Genomic DNA, 18944 nt, shown 5'->3' with positions numbered 1-18944 from the left:
GGATTAAACTTTTTCTGCCAGTCCGTGTGGATCTGCTATTCCCTGCGGATCACTGTCACCGCTTCCGGGAACATAACCCAGTCCAGGAGTTAACCAATGTAAAAGGATAACCCTTGAGTAACGGTAATTAACAGGTGTAAGCACCAGAACAATACCTAAAAGTATACCTACATAATACCAAAGGTTATCATATACCAGTGCAAGTCCAAGAATATAAGCACCTACACTTGCGCTGATCATTTCTGCGCAGCTCATGGCATAACTCACAAACATAGAAACGTAGAAATACCCAGGTTCTCTTTCAAAACGAAGATTGCAATGCGGACAATATTCATTGGTTGTCTGTCCCTTAAAAGACAAGGCATACATTTTACCGGAAAAAATATCTCCCTGTCTGCATCTTGGGCATTTGCAATGGATAACAGCTTCAAACTTTGAAATAGGCTTCATTTTAATAGAATTTAATTACCACACAAATGTAGTTAATCTTTATTTTAATTTTTATGACCTATGTCATATATTAAGGTTTAAACATCTTACCTTTCAGCAGCCTCAGTTCACCTGATTTCGCTAGTCTTTTGACAGCCCTGATCACTGTTTCCACCCTTAGGCCGCTCATATCGGCTAAAGCCTGCCGTGTTACCTTTAATGCGGCCCCGCTTTCCAGGTCCCGAGACAAATAACTGATCAGCGTAGACAACCTGTGTTCCGCCTGCTCATTGGCTACTTCCTCCAGCATCATAGATTTATAAAACAAACGGTCGCTTAAGGTTTCAATCAGGTTCATACTGAAAGCCCTGTCTTCTTCCAGGAAGTTTAAAAAAGCCGGGCGGTCTACCAGCACCAGTATTGTATCCTGATAGGCAATGGTATAGGCGAGATAAGGCCGCTGCAGCAATAAAGCCGGTTCCCCGAAGTATTCATTTGCTTTAAACACCCCCTGTATAAATTGATCATTGTCACTGTTAACAGTAATCATCCTGACCTCACCGCTTTGAATAAAGTATACATACCTGGGCTGCTGTCCGGGTTCATATATCGTCTCTCCCTTTTTCACGGAGATCACCTTAAAGTGATGTGCCATTAAATAATCGTTAAACATGTCCAAAAGTAATTAAGAACATCCAGTAAATATTCATCTTTACAAAAAAGCAATAATTGGTTTGATAATTGTAAACGACTAAAATAAAGGATAGGTTTACAACTTTAAACATTTAATTAATTATTTATGGAGAGCAGTTTTACGAAAAAATTATTTGCAGTAGCTATTGTTGCCCTGATTTGCTTTACACAGCAAATAAAAGCGCAAACCACCGTCTCAAAAGACAGTCTTTCAAATGAGGGAAAAAACATCATCAAAATGAATCTGGGCGCTTTAATCTTAAAAACGTACTCTTTCGAATATGAGCGTGCCCTAAATAGTAGAATATCTTTCGCCATGGATTTCAGGATCATGCCAAAATCTAATATTCCATTTAAAAAACAAGTGGAAAATGCAGTAGATGATCAGGAAACCAAACAAACCATCAGCACTTTTAGAACTTCTAACTTTGCTATTACCCCAGAAGTGAAATTCTATCTGGGAGAAAAAGGTGTGTTCAGAGGTTTTTACCTGGCACCGTTCGTAAGTTATGCTAAATACAATGGCGACGGACCTTTCAGTTATGATGTGACCCAGTTACATTATACCGAAACCCTGAATTTTAAAGGTAGCCTCAATACGTATACCGCTGGTGTAATGGTTGGTGCACAATGGAAGCTGACCAAACTGCTTTATTTTGACTGGTGGATAGCCGGACCAAACTACGGTACTTCAAAAGGAAGCCTGGTGAGTGATAAAAACTTCATTCCAATAGAAGAACAATATGTAAGACAACAGCTTGCGCAATTTGTGAGCGACCTTCCCCTGGTTAAAGCTACGTCAACTGTTACTTCTGATAAAGCAACTATCGATATCAAAGGCCCCTGGGCCGGTGTTAGAGGTGGTCTTAGTTTAGGCTTCAGGTTATAATAACAAAATTTTTTGAACAGCAATGCTGTGTAAGCATTGCTGTTTTAACAATTATCCAATCGTTTCCTTGATCAGTTTAGTATAAAAATCATTGAGCGACAGACCAAAAGCAGCAACCTGCTGAGGAATAAAACTGGTGGCCGTCTGACCAGGAATAGTATTGATCTCAATAAAATAGAAATCACCTTCATCTCCTGTCAGGATAAAATCAATCCTTACCACTCCCCTGCAATTTAACTTCATATAGATTGCAGTAGCAATTTCTTCTACTCTTTTACGTGTTTCAGCCCTGATCGGCGCAGGAGTTGTTTCTGTTGCCACACCAGGAGTATATTTCGCTTCAAAATCAAAAAACTCTTTAGCTGTTTCCACTTCAGTAGCTGGCAATACTACAATTTTACCATCCAGTTTCACTACACCTATGGTAAATTCTCTGCCTTCAATAAATTCTTCAATCAAAATCTGGCTGTCTTCCTTAAAAGCCTTATCAATCGCAGTCTGCAGATCATATTGATTTTTCACTTTGGTCATGCCAATACTGCTTCCGCCATTGTTTGGCTTTACAAAATATGGAAGTTTCAACTCCTTTTTTATATCATTGAGATTATACGGAGAGTTATTAAATACCTGTGCTGATTTAGCTACATGTAACAATGGGATATCCTGCACAATAGCCTTAGTATATCCTTTGTTCATGGTAACGGCTGAAGTCAGTGCATCACAGGTAGTATACTTCAAACCCAGCATATCAAAATATCCCTGCAATTTACCGTCTTCACCTGGCGCACCGTGGATAGCAATAAATACACCATCAAAAGTAACCTTGCGACCTTTTATCGTCAATGAGAAATCATTTCGGTCTACTTCTACTTTTACAGAATCAGAAGGTTCATAGAACCACCCCTGTTGGGTAAGCATAATTTTATACACCTCAAATTTTTCCAGGTCAAGGTGATGAGCTATGGTAGCTGCACTTTTTACAGATATTACCCACTCCCCTGTAGTACCTCCGGTAAGTAGTGCTATTGTTTTTTTCATTAGTTTATGTATTTATGCATTTCTTTAGCTGTGCAAAAATTAAATCCAGCCAGGATAATGTCTCAAAAATATTAAATACTTTATTCACATCTCATTTAAATTCCCATAAAATATATTTTTAGCCTAAATTTGAACCAAATATAATGCACACTAAAAAACTAAATGGCCAAATTCGTCTCCTATTTACAAACCAAGTCTTTCAGAAACAATTTACTCGCAGCTATCGCTACCGTAGTAATTCTCCTTACAGCTGCCTTTTATAGCCTGCGTTATTACACCAAACATGGTCAGGGCTTAAATGTACCTGCCGTAAAAGGGTTATCCTTTGATCAGGCGGTGAGTAAACTGGAAGAAATGGGCCTACGCTATCAGGTAGATTCCGTTTATATGATGGATATGCCAAAAGGTACAGTGATAGACCAGGATCCAGAGGCCAATACATTTGTAAAAGATAACCGGACTATTTATCTGACCATCAATACTGCCCAGGCACCCAATGTAAAATTTCCTGATGTAAAGTTCAAGTCATTCATAGAAGCCCAGTCTATTATAGGCAGTTTTGGCCTGAAAGTTGGAGATACGGTTTACAAAGCTGATGTAAGCAGGGATGTAGTGCTGGATGTTTCCTTCGGAGGGCAGGCCATCAAACCAGGCGATATCATCCCTAAAGGATCAAAGATTGATATGCTGCTGGGCGACGGAAGAGGAAATGAGGATGTAGATATCCCTACCCTGCTGGGCTTTACTAAAGGCGAAGCCGCTTTCTCCCTGAGAGGTTCAAACCTGAAGTTGGGTACAATAACTTATGAAGGTAATATCACTGACAGTGCAAATGCCGTTATAACTGCTCAGAGTCCTGTCCTTTCCGATACCCTGACGAAAGTTAAGATCGGTACTGCAGTAAACATTACCTTGTCCAATAAGAAAACAAATTAGCATACAACTCTTCTATGACTACCGAAAATCCAAAAGAAAAAAACAATACTTCTAAAATTATACTTGCCGTTATACTGATCGTTTTAATTGGCGGTGGTATTTACGCATCCAAATTCTATAAAATATATTTTGCACCTAACGTTTCTGGAAATAGCGCCTATCTGTATATTAAAACAGGCTCTAACTTGGACAGTTTATATAAAGAGATCAAAAGAAAAGACCTGTTAACTGATGCGGAAACCTTTAGTGAAGCAGCAGTAAAGATGGATCTGGCACAGCACCTTAAACCAGGCCGTTACCGGTTAACCAAAAAACTGAATAACAGAACGCTGATCAACATGATCAAAGCTGGCAACCAGGACCCTGTGAAACTTAAATTCCATAACATCAGGAAAAAAGAAGATTTTGCAGGTTATGTAGCCAAAAATCTCGAAGCAGATTCAGCTTCCTTTTTAAAGGTGATCGATTCAGCAGCATTGGCCCAAAAATATGGCTTTACTTCAGATAATATCTATACGATGTTTATTCCGAACACTTATGATATGTATTGGAATACCAGTCCTGTGGAATTCTTTACCAGAATGGAAAAGGAATATGATAAATTCTGGACCGCAGCACGCAAACAAAAAGCAGCAGCATTAAATATGAGTCCACAACAGGTAACAATTCTGGCTTCTATTGTGGATGGAGAAGCCTTGTACGACAAAGAAATGCCGATCATAGCCGGTCTTTACCTGAACCGCCTGAACAGGGGGATTCTTTTACAAGCCGATCCGACAGTAATTTTTGCTAATAACGATTTCGGTGTAAAACGCGTTACCAATGCCCTCTTACGCATAGATTCCAAATACAATACTTATAAATACCTGGGATTGCCTCCCGGACCTATCATGATGCCAAGTATCAATGCTATTGACGCGGTGCTCAACCATGATAAAAACAATTATATTTACATGTGTGCCAAAGCTGATTTCTCTGGTTATCATGCTTTTGCTGAGACTAAAGCGCAGCATGAGATCAATGCTAACCTTTACAGGGCTGCGCTAAACAAACGAAAAATCTTCAAGTAAGATGTACACAGATACGACCAAAATCAGGGTAAGATATAGTGAGACAGATAAGATGGGTTACGTTTATAATGGTAACTACGCTACTTATTATGAGATTGGAAGAACAGAAATGATGCGCAGCCTGGGTATGGATTATGGCAAAATGGAAGAAACAGGGATTATGCTGCCGCTCCTTGACCTGAAATGCAAATTCATCAAACCAGCCTTTTACGACCAGGAGATCACCATTAAAACTACTGTGAAAGACCTGCCGGGCATACGTATGTTATTTGATTATGAATTATTCAATGAAGCGGAAGAGCTGATCAATATTGGCTCTACTACCCTCGTATTCTTTGACATGGCTAAACAACGTCCTTGCCCTCCGCCAGATTATTTTATGGAAAGGATTGCACAATTTTTTTAATTTTAATGAATGATTTGGGTACACCGACAACTGTTAAAAATACACCTCTATGCCTTATTTATAGAATGGACCAAAGGCTGTATATTACCCGGTTTTAGCCCACTTCCACTATATACTATCGGCGCCTTTTTTTTTAAAGAGATTGCTAAAGATTCGCTGGTCAACAAAGCCTCTTCTTTAGCTTACAATTTCATGCTGGCTATCTTTCCCGGAATTATCGTTTTGTTTACCCTGATCCCCTTTATTCCAAAGCGTGTTGGTTTCCAGGATCAACTCATGGTGCTTTTGAAACTGATCCTGCCCAGCCAGGCTTATCTGGCCTTTGAAAACACCTTATTTGAAATCGTTAAGATTCAGAATGGGAAATTACTCTCCTTCGGTATTGTCCTCTCCGTTTTTTTCGCTACTAACGGCATGCATAACCTAATGAAAGCCTTTAATAAGTCGTCTATCATCATGGAAACCCGAAGCTGGCTTAAACAACGCCTAATGGCATTAATCTTGACGTTTGCAATCGCCTTTTCTCTCATCATCACTATTGCAGCTATGACTGCCGGTGAAATCGCTATCCATTACATCAACCGGCAACTACATATTACCGGGAATTTTACTATCTATATCATTGAATTATCCAGATGGACACTGCTGGGTATTCTTTATTTTGTTACTATTTCCATCATCTATCGTTACGGACCTGCCAATACCAAAAAGTGGCGATTGTTCAGCGCTGGTTCCTGGCTAGCCACTATCCTGGCTTTTCTAACAATCTGGGGATTCTCTTTTTATATCAATCACTTTGGTTCTTACAATAAAGTATATGGCTCGATTGGTACTTTGATCGTGATGATGATCTGGTTATATCTCAATTCCCTGATACTTTTACTCGGCTTTGAGCTGAATGCGAGCATTGACTTAACCAAACGCAGTGTTAAAATCATCAAACAGCCTTTCAATTTATTCAAAAAAAGCCCTTTATAAGGCTTTAAACGGGCTCTTAAAAAATATTTCTACCTCTGTTTTAACCAGTTATCAATTTTACGTTAAAAAATCAACGTCATTGTTTGCAGAACCGGGCAGTATTTGTACTTTTGTCGCGGAGAGTTGGCAGAGTGGTCGATTGCGGCAGTCTTGAAAACTGTTGACCTGTCATAGGGTCCGCGGGTTCGAATCCCCCACTCTCCGCCAAGGTATCAAAGCCTACATAAATCCTGCAAATCGAAAGATTAGCGGGATTTTTTGTTTTAGACAAGGTCATATCGTCCACGAAATCGAATCAATGTCAAATGATATTAATTTTAAAGCGCCCCTGCGTTATTCTACCAAAACAATAATAGTCTGGTTTAACAAAATCAGGCTAGAAAAGAACTGGAATCTGAGTTAGAGATAAAAAGTCTTTTGACCCAGGCCAGCTTGCGGCAATTATTGGTTCAATTGTAAAGGGCTAAACAGCTAGCATATTTTATAGACCTGAAAATAATTCAATAACCACCTGATAATAGCAGTATGGCAATTGATAAATAAAATTACCCCGATATGGAAACAACTAAATCCATTTTGGAAACACGAGGATATATTTTTTGCCTGACTTTTGTTTTTTAAATTTAACTATATAACAATGCAAAAAACCATATTCATTACCGGTACATCGACAGGTTTGGGAAAAGCTGCTGTCAAATTATTTCAGCAGAAAAGATGGAATGTGATAGCAACCATGAGAAATCCTGAAAAGGAAACGGAGCTTAGCCTATTAGAAAACGTAACGCTTTTACCGCTTGATGTTACCAACTTAGAACAAATTAAAAACACCGTGGCGAAAGCTATTTCTTTACACCCTATTGATGTAGTGTTCAATAACGCCGGTTACGGATTGATGGGCGCGATGGAAGCGTTCAGCGATGAGCAAATTTTAAAAGAGATCAACACCAATCTACTGGGTGTTTTACGTGTTACACAGGCATTTATCCCACATTTCAGAGAACAGAAAAGCGGATTGTTCATCAGTACAACATCAATAGGCGGACTTTCTGCATTTCCCTTGAATTCTATTTATTGTGCTACAAAATTTGCTTTAGAAGGCTGGTCAGAAAGCATGTCATTTGAATTGGGGACGCATAATATAGGTATCAAAACGGTTGCACCCGGCGTTTTCAAGACCGACTTCTCAGGCAGGTCACTTGATAAAAGCACAAAGCCTGAATACCATGAAATACAAGATAAGTTTTTCGCTGCTTTGGATGGCATGCGGCAATCAACCACAACTGCGGCGCAAATTGCTGAAGTGGTTTACGAAGCAGCAACAGACGGCAAGGATCAGGTACGTTATGTAGCTGGCGAAGATGCAAAAGCAATGTATGCACACCGTTTGGAAGTAGGTACCGAAGAATTTAGAAAAGAGATCAGAAAGCAAATTCTTGGATAAAAAATTATAACAGGCAGCTGTCTGAAAAGATTGTTGCCTGTTGTAGATTTGTAAAAACCAACTTATCATGGGAATCATTAACTCAATATCAGAATTTCATCAGCTACTACATTTACCGGAGCCATTACATCCACTGGTAAGTGTAATTCGCGTGGCCGATATGCGGTTCAAGGATAATGTCATCTGGGAGCATTTCAGCTTTAATTTTTATTGTGTGTCCGCCAAAAAGACTATCTGGGCGAAAGTGAAATACGGCCAGCAATATTATGATTATAATAAGGGCGTAATGAGTTTTGTTTCGCCTAATCAGTTCCAATCGCTTGATATTCCGCAAACTGATCTATTGAATCCTGAATTCGGAACAGGTTACGTATTGGTCGTTCATCCGGATTTCCTGTACAAACATTCGCTTGCTGCAACGATCAAGGACTATGGGTTCTTTTCCTATAGCGTAAACGAAGCCCTTCACCTTTCAGAAAAAGAAGAAAAAAACGTTTTGGAGCTCTTCCAAAAAATAGAAGAAGAATACCAGTATATAGATAAGCATACACAGGATATTATACTTTCTCAAATTGAAATGTTATTAAGCTACAGTAACCGTTTTTATGAAAGGCAATTTATTACGCGGAAAGCGGTTAATCACGATGTACTGACCAGGATGGACCAGTTATTAAATGAGTATTTCAATCAGGAAGAATCCTTAAAAAAGGGGCTTCCCACGGTCGAATCTATTGCCAGTCAACTCAATCTGTCACCACATTACCTGAGCGATCTGTTACGGTCATTTGACGGACAAAATGCCCAACAGCATATTCACGAGAAGTTAATTCAAAAAGCTAAAGAATACCTTACCGCAACCAATTTGTCCGTTGCCCAAATAGCCTATCAGTTAGGGTTCGAATATCCGCAATCATTTAACAAGCTGTTTAAAAAAAAAATGAATATTTCTCCCCTCGAATTCAGGCAGACTTTTAATCATTAATCAAGCGGACCTGTAACCTGCGTGCCTCCAATATTATAATGGTTGATACGTCCGGTTATACGGTTGGATCCATATTTAATTCTATCCTGAACTGTGTTCCATGGTTTACTTTGCTTTCTACCGATATAGTGCCGCCTAGTGTTTCTACCTGTGTTTTTACCATAAATAACCCCATACCTTTCCCTTCAACATGGCTATGGAATCGTTTATACAATCCAAATACCTCACCTTTATTCTTTACGAGGTCAATACCGATACCATTGTCTATAAAGATCAGAATGAATTTGTTTCCTGATCTTTCACTTTTAATTTCAATGATTGGATTTACACCTGGCTGGCGGTATTTTATACTGTTTGAAATCAGGTTGTAAAATATACTGTGCATAAAACTTTTTAAAGTCCAAAGTTCGTCCCCGGCACTAAAGTCGATGACGAACTTAACTTTCTGCTCTCTGATCAGATTTGGTATATAGGTTAGAACCTCTTCGAGCAATCGGGAAAGAATGATGATGTCCTTATTATCGATAATTTCCCGTTTAACCTGGAGAACAGCATTCAAATCGATAATGACGGTATCCAGTTTTTTTGTCGAGGCCACCAGGTAATCCATTAATAGGCTGTCTTCCCCTTTTACAGCCTGGTCTCTAATCAACTCCTCGGTCAGACCAATAATATTCGCTACCGGCGCCCTGAGGTTATGCGATATGATATATGAAAATTGTTCCAGGTCATTATTACGTTTTAATATATCAGACACCATTTTTGCCCGCTCCATCTCACCAAACTTGCGTTCTGTAATATCTTTAAAGAAAATTGACAACCCTTTAGCTGATGGATAGACAGTAATATCAACCCAGCAATTCAGGCCTTCCATAAACCACTCATAGTTTTGCACCTTATTTTCTTTGGCTGCTTTAAGCATATTCAGATAGCTTAGGTTGCCTACCGACATGTGAAATAAATCCCAAATATTCCTGCCAATAACCTCTTCTCTTTTTTTCTGAAGAATGTTCTCCGCTTCTTTATTCCAGTAAGTAACCATCCAATTTACATCAAGGGTATAGAAACCATCACCTATACTTTCCAGGATCATATTTTTCTCTTCAGCTACTTTCAGCAGTTCGAGTTCAGCTCGTTTTCGAACATCTATATCCTGAAAACTTCCTCTTACTTTAACACATTTACCGTGGATAAAATCAGGCTCACTGATGATACGGACCCAGCGCTCATTTCCTTTAGCTGTAATGATCTGAAGTTCCAAATCCAGCGTCTTCCCACTTATAATCGCCATATTCAACTGATTGCTAATCATTTCTCTATTGAGTCCCGCCTTATAAAAATCGATAGCAGATGCAATCGTAGGGATAAAAGTGTCATCCACTTCATGAATTTGTTTGGTGATACCAGACCAGTAAAGTTTATCATTTTCCAGATCTATCTCATAACTCCCAATACGGGCCAGACTGGTTGCTTTATCCAATAAAACCTCCAGCGCCTTTTTTTCTTCCTCGTCTTTTATCTTTTTTGTATTGTCCCGGTAGTTGATCACCAGGGCATTTACATTTTTATCGTGTAACAGGTTGGTAATAGTTCCGTCGGTATAAATATAATTCAGGTTCTTTTGGAGGAACCTGAATTTATTGGGGACCGCAATTCCGGGTAACTGCAATACCTGTTCAAAAAACAGGTGATAATCTTCCAAATCATCAGGATGTACAAAATCAAATAATTTTTTGCCCGCTAAATCGTTGAAATTGAAACCTGTCAGCCTTTCAACGGCCGGACTTTGATAGATGAATTCTACCTTTTCATTGATAACGATAATCGCGTCTGCACTATTTTCTATCAAAGCACGAAATAGCGTTTCGTTTTTAACCAGATCATCCTGGATACTTTGATGGGCCTTTAAAAGTTGAAATTTTTCTAATGCCTTGATTAAAGCGCTGGGTAATCTCTCTAGTCTGTCTTTTAAAATATAATCTTCCGCCCCTCTTTTAATCACATCAACAGCAAACTCTTCCGAAACTGTAGCCGTGATCAGAATAAAAGGAATGTTTAATCCCATCGTCTTAAAAATAGATAGGGCTTCGTGGGAATTAAATGAAGGTAGAGAATGGTCAGAAAGAATGATATCCGGAGCAAATTCAGTTAAAGCTTTAATAAAGTTTTCCCTGTTATCTACTACCAGCCTCTCGAAGTCGAACTTTGCTTTTTTCAATGCCCTGTTTACCAATTCGGCATCACTAAACAGATCTTCGAGATGTAATATTCTTAATTTAGCGTTCATCCCTAAAAATTAGAATTCCGGTGAATTATTAATTGCCAGCCAGTAAAATCCTAGATCAGCAATGGTTTTAGAGAAGTTTTCAAATCCCACTGGTTTCACTACGTAACTATTTGCACCCAGTTGATGACTTTCCAGGATATCTTTTTCCTGCTTAGATGAAGTCATCATCACCACGGGTATTAGTTTAGTTCTTTCATCATTTTTAATGATACGGAGCACTTCCAATCCGCTTACTTTTGGCATTTTTATATCCAGGAATATTACTTTTGGTTTATTCTCAATATCCCTTCCATCAAACTCACCTTTTCCAAAAATAAAATCCAATGCTTGTGCACCGTCGATTAAATGGATTAGGTTATTGGCCAGATTATGTTTCTTTAATGCCCTAATGGTAAGCATCGCGTCTGATTTATTGTCTTCTACCAGAAGAATTTGGATATCTGTATGGGTCATTTTTATTGTTTAAATTTTAATCAATGCTGGTAAGGAAATATAAAAGCATGCCCCTTGATCCACAACACCCTCTGCCCATGCTAATCCACTATGTTTGTTAATGATACGCTGAATGATAGCCAGGCCAACCCCTGTTCCTTCAAACTCGTTTGAGCTGTGGAGTCGCTGAAAAACGCCATATAATTTATCGTAATACTTCATGTCAAAACCTGCTCCATTATCTTTTACATAGTATACAAACTGTTTATCTTTTTCGTAAGATCCGATTTCTATAATGGCTACTTCTTTTTTGCCGGTATACTTAAAGGCATTTGAAATCAGGTTAATGAAAACCTGTTTTAGCATATTTTTATCGCCTGTAATATTTTCGAGGGGATGGATGGTAATCTTCACTTGCCTGTCGGAGTTCTCTTTTTGTAGCCCTGCAACAATAGATTCCACCATTTCCGTGATATTGATATTCACCATAGAAAGGTTCTGTTTGCCGAAACGTGAAAATTCCAGTAAGTTATCTATCAATTGTCCCATTCTATTGGAGTTGCCCACAATTTCGTTTAGAATATCTACCGCATCAGGATCCAGCTGACCCTGATAATCTTCCACAAGAATTTGAGTAAACCCATTAATAGCGCGAAGAGGAGCTCTTAAATCGTGCGAAACAGAGTAAGAAAAAGATTCCAATTCTTTATTGGCAGCTTCCAGCTGTGCTGTACGTTCTATGATTTTCTGCTCTAAACCGATGTTTAATTCAGCAATTTGATACTCTGCCTTTTTTAAGTGCTCATTAGCAATAAAGAGTTCAGCAGCCCTATTTTCCTTTTCTTCATTTTGAAAGGCCAGTTCTTTATTGGCAATAATAAGCTCTGCAGCCCTGTTTTCCTTTTCTTCGTTTTGAAAAGCCAATTCTTTATTGGCAATAATGAGTTCCGCGGCCCTGTTTTCTTTCTCTTCATTTTGAAAAGCCAGCTCTTTATTGGCAATAATGAGTTCCGCAGCCCTGTTTTCTTTCTCTTCATTTTGAAAGGCCAGTTCTTTATTGGCAATGATCAGCTCAGCAGCCCTATTTTCTTTTTCTTCATTTTGAAAGGCCAGTTCTTTGTTGGCGATAACCAGCTCCGCTGCCCTGTTCTCTTTTTCTTCGTTTTGAAATATAAGTTCCTTGTTGGCGATGATCAGTTCAGCTGCCCTGTCTTCTTTCTCCTCAGTTTGGAACGCCAGCTCTTTGTTGGCAATGACCAGTTCGGCAGCCCGGTTCCCCTTTTCTTCATTTTGGAAGGCCAGTTCTTTGTTGGCAATAATCAGTTCGGCAGCCCTATCTTCTTTTTCTTCAGTTTGAAAGGCCAGTTCTTTGTTGGCGATAACCAGTTCAGCAGCACGGTTTCCTTTCTCCTCGTTCTGGAAGGCCAGCTCTCTGTTGGCGATGACCAGCTCAGCAGCACGCTTCTTTTTCTCCTCTTTCTGAAAGGCCAGTTCTTTATTGGCAATAATCAGTTCAGCAGCCCTGTCTTTTTTCTCTCCATTTTGAAAAGCTAATTCCTTATTGGCAATGATCAATTCAGCTGCCCGATTTTCTTTTTCTTCATGTTGAAAAGCAAGTTCCTCGGTGGGTACACTAGACATGTCCTTCTTTTTTATTTTATACATCTGAATAATTTGAGAACTTTAATGGTACTTATATGATTATAATGAGGAGTTGCGAAGCACTTGACGGTAACGATTAAAAAGATACATTGCACTAAGATATCATTTAATTAACCGTTTAACCTGATAAACAATTACTATATTTTCGCAATGACATTTTACCATCCAGCGTACTATATTAACAAAAAGACAATTTTTTCTGCAATAAATCTATATTCTCTCTAATGATTATACTACGGCTAATATCTGCTATAGCATAGAACTTTTTTATCATTGATAGAGATTTATGATTGATTTGCTTTTGGAAACGAACAGCGTATATAAATTGAACGAACACATAAACACTGTTGCTCATTGTTACCCTCACATCGTAACTATACGATACAACACATGATAATGATAGTAAGCAAATGCTTTGTGCCTCTTAAGAATTCATGGTGCTCGCAAAAGAGTAACAAATTACAGAAAAATATATATCGTGTAATGTAGATGAGTTTTTTATATCCCTCTATAATATTGTGTCAATTTAACTTCAAAAAAAAGCCCTCATTTTCATGAGGGCTAATAAATAGCGTGCCAAAAATTAACTATTTGAGTTATTCATGACCGTTTTTCTGTAGTCTTGCCAAGATAATGCTTCCAGCTATTGATGAAAGTACAATTGTAATCATATGTTTTTTGCTATACTTGAATAGTGTAATAAAATTAATACATTATTATCAATAAAAAAGGAATTTGAAAATAAACAATACTCCCAATTAGAGTAAAATTGGGGAATTATTTCTACATATAAACAAAGTTTATTAAAGAAAATTTTTATACCAAAGACTGCTCCCGGACATTCATCACCTACTGACTGATTAAATATTTTACCATATAATTAGCCTCAATAAATTCCGTCCAGCCCTAATCTAATTAGAAAGAATAAGGATAAAACTCTAACCACTACAATTGGCTCTTCATTATCCATTTTCCACAAGAAACCTCCCCTATTTTTCCTTATTAATGGATCTAACCTAATTTTTTTTCACAGCTTTCAAGGGCGTTTTTTAAAAATAAGCGAATCGTCCAAGTATAACCGCCACCTGTTAAACAATCGGGTCTTCCGTTCGGCGACCTTTGTCACATGCTAAAATAAAGCAATAGCAATCTCAAATTGCTACAAATTCAAAATCAAGCAATATGAAAACAGATCAGAACAATACAATTGAAGAGACTACAATTGCCATTATTGGCGCCGGTGTATCAGGACTTACGCTGGCAACTTTCTTGCGAAAATCGGGTGTGGCTTGCGTTGTGGTGGAACGGCGTGATCGGGCTTACACGGAAACACGGCAGCGCGCTGGCGTTGTTGACGCACGCGCAGTAAAAATGTTTGAACATTGGGGTTTGGCAGAGAAGTTGCTCAGCGGCCCTGTTGCCCAGACGATTGACTATCGGCTCAACGATTCTAGTCACATTTTCGAGATCGTAGGAGAAGATGGCAGCCCAGCTCGGTTCTGTACCCAACAGATGCTCATAGTCAACCTTCTAAAGGAACTCATCGATGTGATGGCCGGTGATGTCCGCTTCGATGTCACTGATGTAATCATTCAAAACGAAGAGAATCAACGGCCACAGATTACCTATTCCAATGCAAGTGGCTCACACGAACTTATTTGTGATTATATCATAGGATGCGATGGTGACCGAGGTGTTAGCAGATCGTCGATTCCCGATAGCATCCTAACCAAATACAGCCATGAATTCGGTTATGCGTGGCTGGCCGCACTCGTCGAAGCGCCAGTTACCGGACACCCGATAATGGGTATAAGTGATCACGGTTGTGTTGCACAGCTTCCACGTGGTCCACACAGGAGCCGTTATTACCTGCAGTGTGAACTAAGTGATGGCTCCGAAGATTGGTCAGATGAGCGGCTCTGGAATGAAATCCGGTTGCGACTTAATGATGAGACTATCAAAAACGCCATGGTTCATGACAAATTCTTCGTTCCGCTGCGTTGCGTAGTCTACTCACCAATGCAATACCGTAATCTTTTTCTTGCTGGTGATGCCGCACACCTTGTACCTCCTGCAAGCGCTAAAGGAATGAATCTTGCGCTTTACGACATAGACATTTTAGCACAGGCACTCCTGAGCGCTTTGCAAAACCAGGATACAGCTGCACTGGAAAACTATTCAGACACGATCCTTCCTCACATCTGGAACTACCAGGATTTCAGTGTTTGGATGACAGATATGATGCATGACGCAGGTGATCCGACGCAACATGGTACATTTCGTCAAATGACTGCGCGCGCGCGTCTTGATAATTTATTCCACTCACCAACAGCAGCTCGTTTGCATAGCGAGTATCAACGAGGAACAAACTAGGAGTAGCTACACTCATCTTACTGCCGGGGGGATGATCAGAAGATTGTCCACATATGTCCTTATAAAAGTCTTACCTGCCACTATCGTTAACTTAGGGGTTAGGTAAGACTTTTAAAACCAATTAAAGGAAATAATTTTGTGAACTCAGACGATTTCTCCACTCCTTCCTACCTTTTAGCAGATAAAACTTTGTTTTTTTCTGCCGATCTTTATGATTTAGCTACAGCCTGCAAATACGATAGAAACCAAGTAAATGAGTAAGAAAAGAAAAATACCGGTGCACCGTATGGATGATTGGTTTGCTGGTGTCTATATCAAACCATTTACAGCTGAGCAATCATCTAATAAGGTTTATGAAATTTCCCAGCCTCACCGGCATGATTTTTATTATTGTGTGTTATTGGACAAAGGTAAAATGGAATTGGAGATTGACTTTGAAAAGGTTCAGCTAACTGACCAAACTCTTTTTCTTTCCTATCCTGGCCAAATCCATCAGATCAATTCTGCACGAATGGAGCGGGGCTGGTTTGTGGCCTTTGATCCTTCTATTCTCGATGAACAGCTTAAGAACATACTTGACCAGTGCCTATCGGAAGTAATCCTCCTGCCCTTATCCCCAAAACAGTCTACAGACTTTTTCTCTTTCATTTATCACTTATACACAATTTATGATGACCAGACACAGCTATTTCGCCAGACTATCACACAATCCATGGTAACGGCACTGGTTTATCAAATCGCATCAGCCTATCTGTCAATGGAAAAATTCAACCTGATCAGGCATTCCGCCCGAAGCATCGAAATCACGAAAACTTTCAAGCAACTTCTTCGCCGTAATTTTAAATCAATGAAAAAACCGTCAGAATTTTCCGCCAAAATGAATATTACGGTAAGCTACCTAAATGATACAGTTAGATCTGTTACCGGATTTTCGGTCACCTATTATATTCAACAGGAATTGATGCGGGAAGCGCAGCGGTTATTATATCATTCAGATCTTACGGTAAAAGAAATAGCCGACACATTGGGTTTTGAAGATGCGAAATATTTCAACCGCTTATTTAGCAAGGTGATAGGAGTTTCTCCGGGATCATTCAGAAAAAAAGGTGAAACAGTTATTCATTTATAAATTCCGTCTAATGATCTTCATTTGAATATCTTCTGGCTGCCTGCGGCGATTATCGGTTATGAAGTTATCATCAGCATATTTTTCATTAGCTCTTATTGCCTTTATTTGCATCCAAGAGCTCGCACAGCTCGGTTCATTACTGTTTGTAAGCCATATGCTGATGATGGTTTCATCACACTAAACTTGATATCTGATTACATATAATTATATCCATATTAATCCTGATTACTTGCTATTTGAAGATGACAAGTATATTTAAAGTATCAAAATCCATAAAAAAAATGACCTTTTAAACAAAGTAAACTTGGACTTTTAAACAAACTAATGAGTTCATTTTTACAAGATCTTTGTCTTAAGAAATTGAACTATGGAAAGCTTAGCAAAAAAACAAACAGTATTAGTAACTGGCGGTACAGGATTCATTGGCATTTATTGTATCCTCCAATTACTAAACGAAGGTTATACAGTAAAAACAACACTGCGTTCCTTAAGCAGAAAAGATGAAATAACCGATCTGCTTCAAGAATCAGGAATCACCTCTTTAGAAAACTTGTCCTTCGTGGAAGCAGATCTGACCAAAGATGAGAATTGGGACAAAGCAGCAGCGGGTTGTACGTATGTGCTTCATGTAGCTTCCCCATTTCCTGCAGCACAGCCCGAAGATGCAAACGAACTCATCATACCAGCAAGAGACGGCGCATTGAGGGTACTAAAAGCAGCCCAGGATGCCGGTGTAAAACGTGTGGTATTAACTTCATCCTTTGCAGCAATAGGTTATAGTAAAGACCCAAAAAATCATGTCTTTACCGAGCTTGACTGGACAGATCCGGAGCTAACCGACCACGCTTATGTAAAGTCTAAAACCATAGCGGAAAAGGCTGCCTGGGATTTTATCAGCAGCGGAGGCTCTGCTATGGAACTAACGGTGGTCAATCCAGTCGGCGTTTTCGGCCCTGCCTTGGGAAAAGATTATTCTACCTCAATAGGAATGATCAAAGCATTGCTGGATGGCCAGATGAAAGAAACTCCCGGTTTTACCTTTGGTATAGTGGATGTACGTGATGTGGCCGATATTCATCTATCAGCGATGACACATCCGGCGGCAAAGGGCGAACGTTTCCTGGCAACAGCAACAGGTACGATGAGCCTTTATGATATCGCACAGCTCATCAGGAAAGAACGACCTGAAAAGGCCGCGAACATTGCTGACCTGCAACCGCTTGATCCCTCTGTTTATATCAACATGTCCAATCAAAAAGCACAGGATCTACTGGGCTGGAAACCGCGAAGTAAAGAAGATGCGATCCTGGCCAGCGTGGATAGTTTAACAGAATGAGTATTTTTGCTTAAAACAAAGCTTAATTGATGATGCATAGCTTATTACAATCCTGCCATTTAGGTCCTGGAATATCTCCGGAACAGGTGATACAAGAGCATTTCTTCATGTACCTTTTAAAAGGTTCGATGAAGAATTATAACGGCGATAAACATTATCATTTAAAAGCCGGAGATTGCTGCATCGCCCGCAAGAACCATTTGCTACGTTACAATAAACAACAAGAGGACGGTGACTTTAAAAAAATCGTTATCGTCCTTGATGAAGCTTTTTTAAAAAGATTTTTAGCAAAACACCCCATCGAAATCGGTATCGCTGAGCAGGATGACTCCATTCTATCCGTTGAAAATAACGAGGTGTTAAATAGCTTCATCTTGTCACTGGAGCCCTATTATAAGGGTGAGGCACAAATAGAGGAAGCTTTTTCAGACCTTAAACGGGAGGAACTGCTATTGATCTTACTGCAAAAGGATCCTGCTCTTGCAGCTGTGTTCTTTAATTTTGGCGCTCCGCAAAAAATAGATCTGAAGGCATTTATGAGCCGGAACTTTCGGTTCAATGTAAGTTTAGCACATTTTGCCTTTTTAACAGGCAGAAGCCTTTCTGCCTTTAAACGTGATTTTCAGCAAACATTTAACGATACCCCTGGCCATTGGCTTACCAAAAAGCGATTGGAAGAAGCCCACTTTCTCATTCATCAACAGAACCAGAAACCAAAAGACATTTATCTTGACCTGGGCTTCGAGGATTTGTCACATTTTTCTTTTGCCTTTAAAAAGCAATTTGGACATTCTCCAAGCGAATTACCTGCAACATAAATAATAAACAATTGGCCGTAATTTACTGTTGATATCGCCAATCAA

Annotated in this window: 17 protein-coding genes and 1 tRNA gene; 12 read left to right on the top strand and 6 right to left on the bottom strand. The window is 39.2% G+C overall.

Features of this window, described 5'->3' with window-relative positions; translation table 11 throughout:
• Positions 1–3 precede the first annotated feature (3 nt).
• The gene (locus GSQ84_RS23740; RefSeq protein WP_158799868.1) at positions 4–450 is read right to left on the bottom strand and encodes a DUF983 domain-containing protein; all 447 of its coding nucleotides are present in this window, start codon (positions 448–450) and stop codon (positions 4–6) included.
• A 70-nt stretch (positions 451–520) separates the two neighbouring features.
• On the bottom strand, positions 521–1084 hold the full coding sequence (locus GSQ84_RS23735; protein ID WP_254070963.1) for a Crp/Fnr family transcriptional regulator: 564 nt from the start codon (positions 1082–1084) through the stop codon (positions 521–523).
• A 144-nt stretch (positions 1085–1228) separates the two neighbouring features.
• On the opposite strand from GSQ84_RS23735, the gene GSQ84_RS23730 reads away from it, so the two are divergent.
• Complete coding sequence (locus tag GSQ84_RS23730; RefSeq protein ID WP_158799866.1) at positions 1229–2011, top strand: DUF3575 domain-containing protein; 783 nt, start codon at positions 1229–1231, stop codon at positions 2009–2011.
• A 51-nt stretch (positions 2012–2062) separates the two neighbouring features.
• On the opposite strand, the gene GSQ84_RS23725 is transcribed toward GSQ84_RS23730, so the two are convergent.
• Positions 2063–3049 (bottom strand): D-alanine--D-alanine ligase, encoded by a 987-nt coding sequence (locus GSQ84_RS23725; protein ID WP_158799865.1) that lies wholly within the window; start codon positions 3047–3049, stop codon positions 2063–2065.
• Between the two features lie 162 nt (positions 3050–3211).
• On the opposite strand from GSQ84_RS23725, the gene GSQ84_RS23720 reads away from it, so the two are divergent.
• The 7 genes from GSQ84_RS23720 (at position 3212) to GSQ84_RS23690 (ending at position 8862) form a co-directional block, all read left to right on the top strand.
• Positions 3212–3985 carry a PASTA domain-containing protein gene (locus tag GSQ84_RS23720; RefSeq protein ID WP_158799864.1) on the top strand — a complete coding sequence of 258 codons (774 nt, stop codon included), beginning with the start codon at positions 3212–3214 and terminating at the stop codon, positions 3983–3985.
• 14 nt (positions 3986–3999) lie between these two features.
• Positions 4000–5055: an endolytic transglycosylase MltG gene (gene mltG / locus GSQ84_RS23715; protein WP_158799863.1), complete on the top strand. Its 1056-nt coding sequence runs from the start codon at positions 4000–4002 to the stop codon at positions 5053–5055.
• A gap of 1 nt (position 5056) precedes the next feature.
• Positions 5057–5461, top strand: coding sequence for a thioesterase family protein (locus GSQ84_RS23710; RefSeq protein ID WP_158799862.1), 405 nt, complete (start codon positions 5057–5059; stop codon positions 5459–5461).
• Between the two features lie 9 nt (positions 5462–5470).
• Complete coding sequence (locus GSQ84_RS23705; protein WP_158799861.1) at positions 5471–6439, top strand: YihY/virulence factor BrkB family protein; 969 nt, start codon at positions 5471–5473, stop codon at positions 6437–6439.
• A 117-nt stretch (positions 6440–6556) separates the two neighbouring features.
• Positions 6557–6646, top strand: a tRNA-Ser gene (locus GSQ84_RS23700).
• A 430-nt stretch (positions 6647–7076) separates the two neighbouring features.
• A complete protein-coding gene (locus GSQ84_RS23695) occupies positions 7077–7880 on the top strand; it encodes an SDR family oxidoreductase (protein ID WP_158799860.1) in 804 nt (267 codons plus the stop codon).
• Positions 7881–7947: 67 nt separating this feature from the next.
• The gene (locus tag GSQ84_RS23690; RefSeq protein WP_158799859.1) at positions 7948–8862 is read left to right on the top strand and encodes an AraC family transcriptional regulator; all 915 of its coding nucleotides are present in this window, start codon (positions 7948–7950) and stop codon (positions 8860–8862) included.
• Between the two features lie 55 nt (positions 8863–8917).
• Here GSQ84_RS23690 and GSQ84_RS23685 read toward each other — a convergent pair whose 3' ends face one another.
• Genes GSQ84_RS23685 through GSQ84_RS23675 form a run of 3 tightly spaced genes read right to left on the bottom strand, consistent with a single transcriptional unit; the run spans position 8918 to position 13222 of the window.
• The gene (locus tag GSQ84_RS23685) at positions 8918–11149 is read right to left on the bottom strand and encodes a PAS domain S-box protein (RefSeq protein WP_158799858.1); all 2232 of its coding nucleotides are present in this window, start codon (positions 11147–11149) and stop codon (positions 8918–8920) included.
• 9 nt (positions 11150–11158) lie between these two features.
• Positions 11159–11602 carry a response regulator gene (locus tag GSQ84_RS23680; protein WP_158799857.1) on the bottom strand — a complete coding sequence of 148 codons (444 nt, stop codon included), beginning with the start codon at positions 11600–11602 and terminating at the stop codon, positions 11159–11161.
• 9 nt (positions 11603–11611) lie between these two features.
• Positions 11612–13222 (bottom strand): ATP-binding protein, encoded by a 1611-nt coding sequence (locus tag GSQ84_RS23675; protein WP_158799856.1) that lies wholly within the window; start codon positions 13220–13222, stop codon positions 11612–11614.
• A gap of 1203 nt (positions 13223–14425) precedes the next feature.
• Here GSQ84_RS23675 and GSQ84_RS23670 point away from each other — a divergent pair.
• From GSQ84_RS23670 to GSQ84_RS23655, 4 genes are all read left to right on the top strand, one after another.
• Positions 14426–15616 (top strand): 4-hydroxybenzoate 3-monooxygenase, encoded by a 1191-nt coding sequence (locus GSQ84_RS23670; protein WP_158799855.1) that lies wholly within the window; start codon positions 14426–14428, stop codon positions 15614–15616.
• A gap of 253 nt (positions 15617–15869) precedes the next feature.
• Complete coding sequence (locus tag GSQ84_RS23665) at positions 15870–16745, top strand: AraC family transcriptional regulator (protein WP_158799854.1); 876 nt, start codon at positions 15870–15872, stop codon at positions 16743–16745.
• Positions 16746–17112: 367 nt separating this feature from the next.
• Positions 17113–18081, top strand: coding sequence for an aldehyde reductase (locus tag GSQ84_RS23660; protein WP_158799853.1), 969 nt, complete (start codon positions 17113–17115; stop codon positions 18079–18081).
• A gap of 29 nt (positions 18082–18110) precedes the next feature.
• A complete protein-coding gene (locus tag GSQ84_RS23655) occupies positions 18111–18899 on the top strand; it encodes an AraC family transcriptional regulator (protein ID WP_158799852.1) in 789 nt (262 codons plus the stop codon).
• The last annotated feature ends 45 nt before the right edge of the window (positions 18900–18944 follow it).

Source organism: Pedobacter sp. L105, from assembly GCF_009765875.1.
Taxonomy (GTDB): Bacteria; Bacteroidota; Bacteroidia; order Sphingobacteriales; family Sphingobacteriaceae; genus Pedobacter.
The sequence above is the reverse complement of the archived record's forward strand: the minus strand, read 5'-3'. Positions and strand labels throughout refer to the sequence as shown.

What these genes read in the sequence shown, in the direction of transcription:
- GSQ84_RS23740 (WP_158799868.1), bottom strand. Translation starts at nt 450, where the DNA reads ATGAAGCCTATTTCAAAGTTTGAAGCTGTTATCCATTGCAAATGCCCA.
- GSQ84_RS23735 (WP_254070963.1), bottom strand. Translation starts at nt 1,084, where the DNA reads ATGGCACATCACTTTAAGGTGATCTCCGTGAAAAAGGGAGAGACGATA.
- GSQ84_RS23730 (WP_158799866.1), top strand. Translation starts at nt 1,229, where the DNA reads ATGGAGAGCAGTTTTACGAAAAAATTATTTGCAGTAGCTATTGTTGCC.
- GSQ84_RS23725 (WP_158799865.1), bottom strand. Translation starts at nt 3,049, where the DNA reads ATGAAAAAAACAATAGCACTACTTACCGGAGGTACTACAGGGGAGTGG.
- GSQ84_RS23720 (WP_158799864.1), top strand. Translation starts at nt 3,212, where the DNA reads ATGGCCAAATTCGTCTCCTATTTACAAACCAAGTCTTTCAGAAACAAT.
- mltG (WP_158799863.1), top strand. Translation starts at nt 4,000, where the DNA reads ATGACTACCGAAAATCCAAAAGAAAAAAACAATACTTCTAAAATTATA.
- GSQ84_RS23710 (WP_158799862.1), top strand. Translation starts at nt 5,057, where the DNA reads ATGTACACAGATACGACCAAAATCAGGGTAAGATATAGTGAGACAGAT.
- GSQ84_RS23705 (WP_158799861.1), top strand. Translation starts at nt 5,471, where the DNA reads ATGATTTGGGTACACCGACAACTGTTAAAAATACACCTCTATGCCTTA.
- GSQ84_RS23695 (WP_158799860.1), top strand. Translation starts at nt 7,077, where the DNA reads ATGCAAAAAACCATATTCATTACCGGTACATCGACAGGTTTGGGAAAA.
- GSQ84_RS23690 (WP_158799859.1), top strand. Translation starts at nt 7,948, where the DNA reads ATGGGAATCATTAACTCAATATCAGAATTTCATCAGCTACTACATTTA.
- GSQ84_RS23685 (WP_158799858.1), bottom strand. Translation starts at nt 11,149, where the DNA reads ATGAACGCTAAATTAAGAATATTACATCTCGAAGATCTGTTTAGTGAT.
- GSQ84_RS23680 (WP_158799857.1), bottom strand. Translation starts at nt 11,602, where the DNA reads ATGACCCATACAGATATCCAAATTCTTCTGGTAGAAGACAATAAATCA.
- GSQ84_RS23675 (WP_158799856.1), bottom strand. Translation starts at nt 13,222, where the DNA reads ATGTCTAGTGTACCCACCGAGGAACTTGCTTTTCAACATGAAGAAAAA.
- GSQ84_RS23670 (WP_158799855.1), top strand. Translation starts at nt 14,426, where the DNA reads ATGAAAACAGATCAGAACAATACAATTGAAGAGACTACAATTGCCATT.
- GSQ84_RS23665 (WP_158799854.1), top strand. Translation starts at nt 15,870, where the DNA reads ATGAGTAAGAAAAGAAAAATACCGGTGCACCGTATGGATGATTGGTTT.
- GSQ84_RS23660 (WP_158799853.1), top strand. Translation starts at nt 17,113, where the DNA reads ATGGAAAGCTTAGCAAAAAAACAAACAGTATTAGTAACTGGCGGTACA.
- GSQ84_RS23655 (WP_158799852.1), top strand. Translation starts at nt 18,111, where the DNA reads ATGATGCATAGCTTATTACAATCCTGCCATTTAGGTCCTGGAATATCT.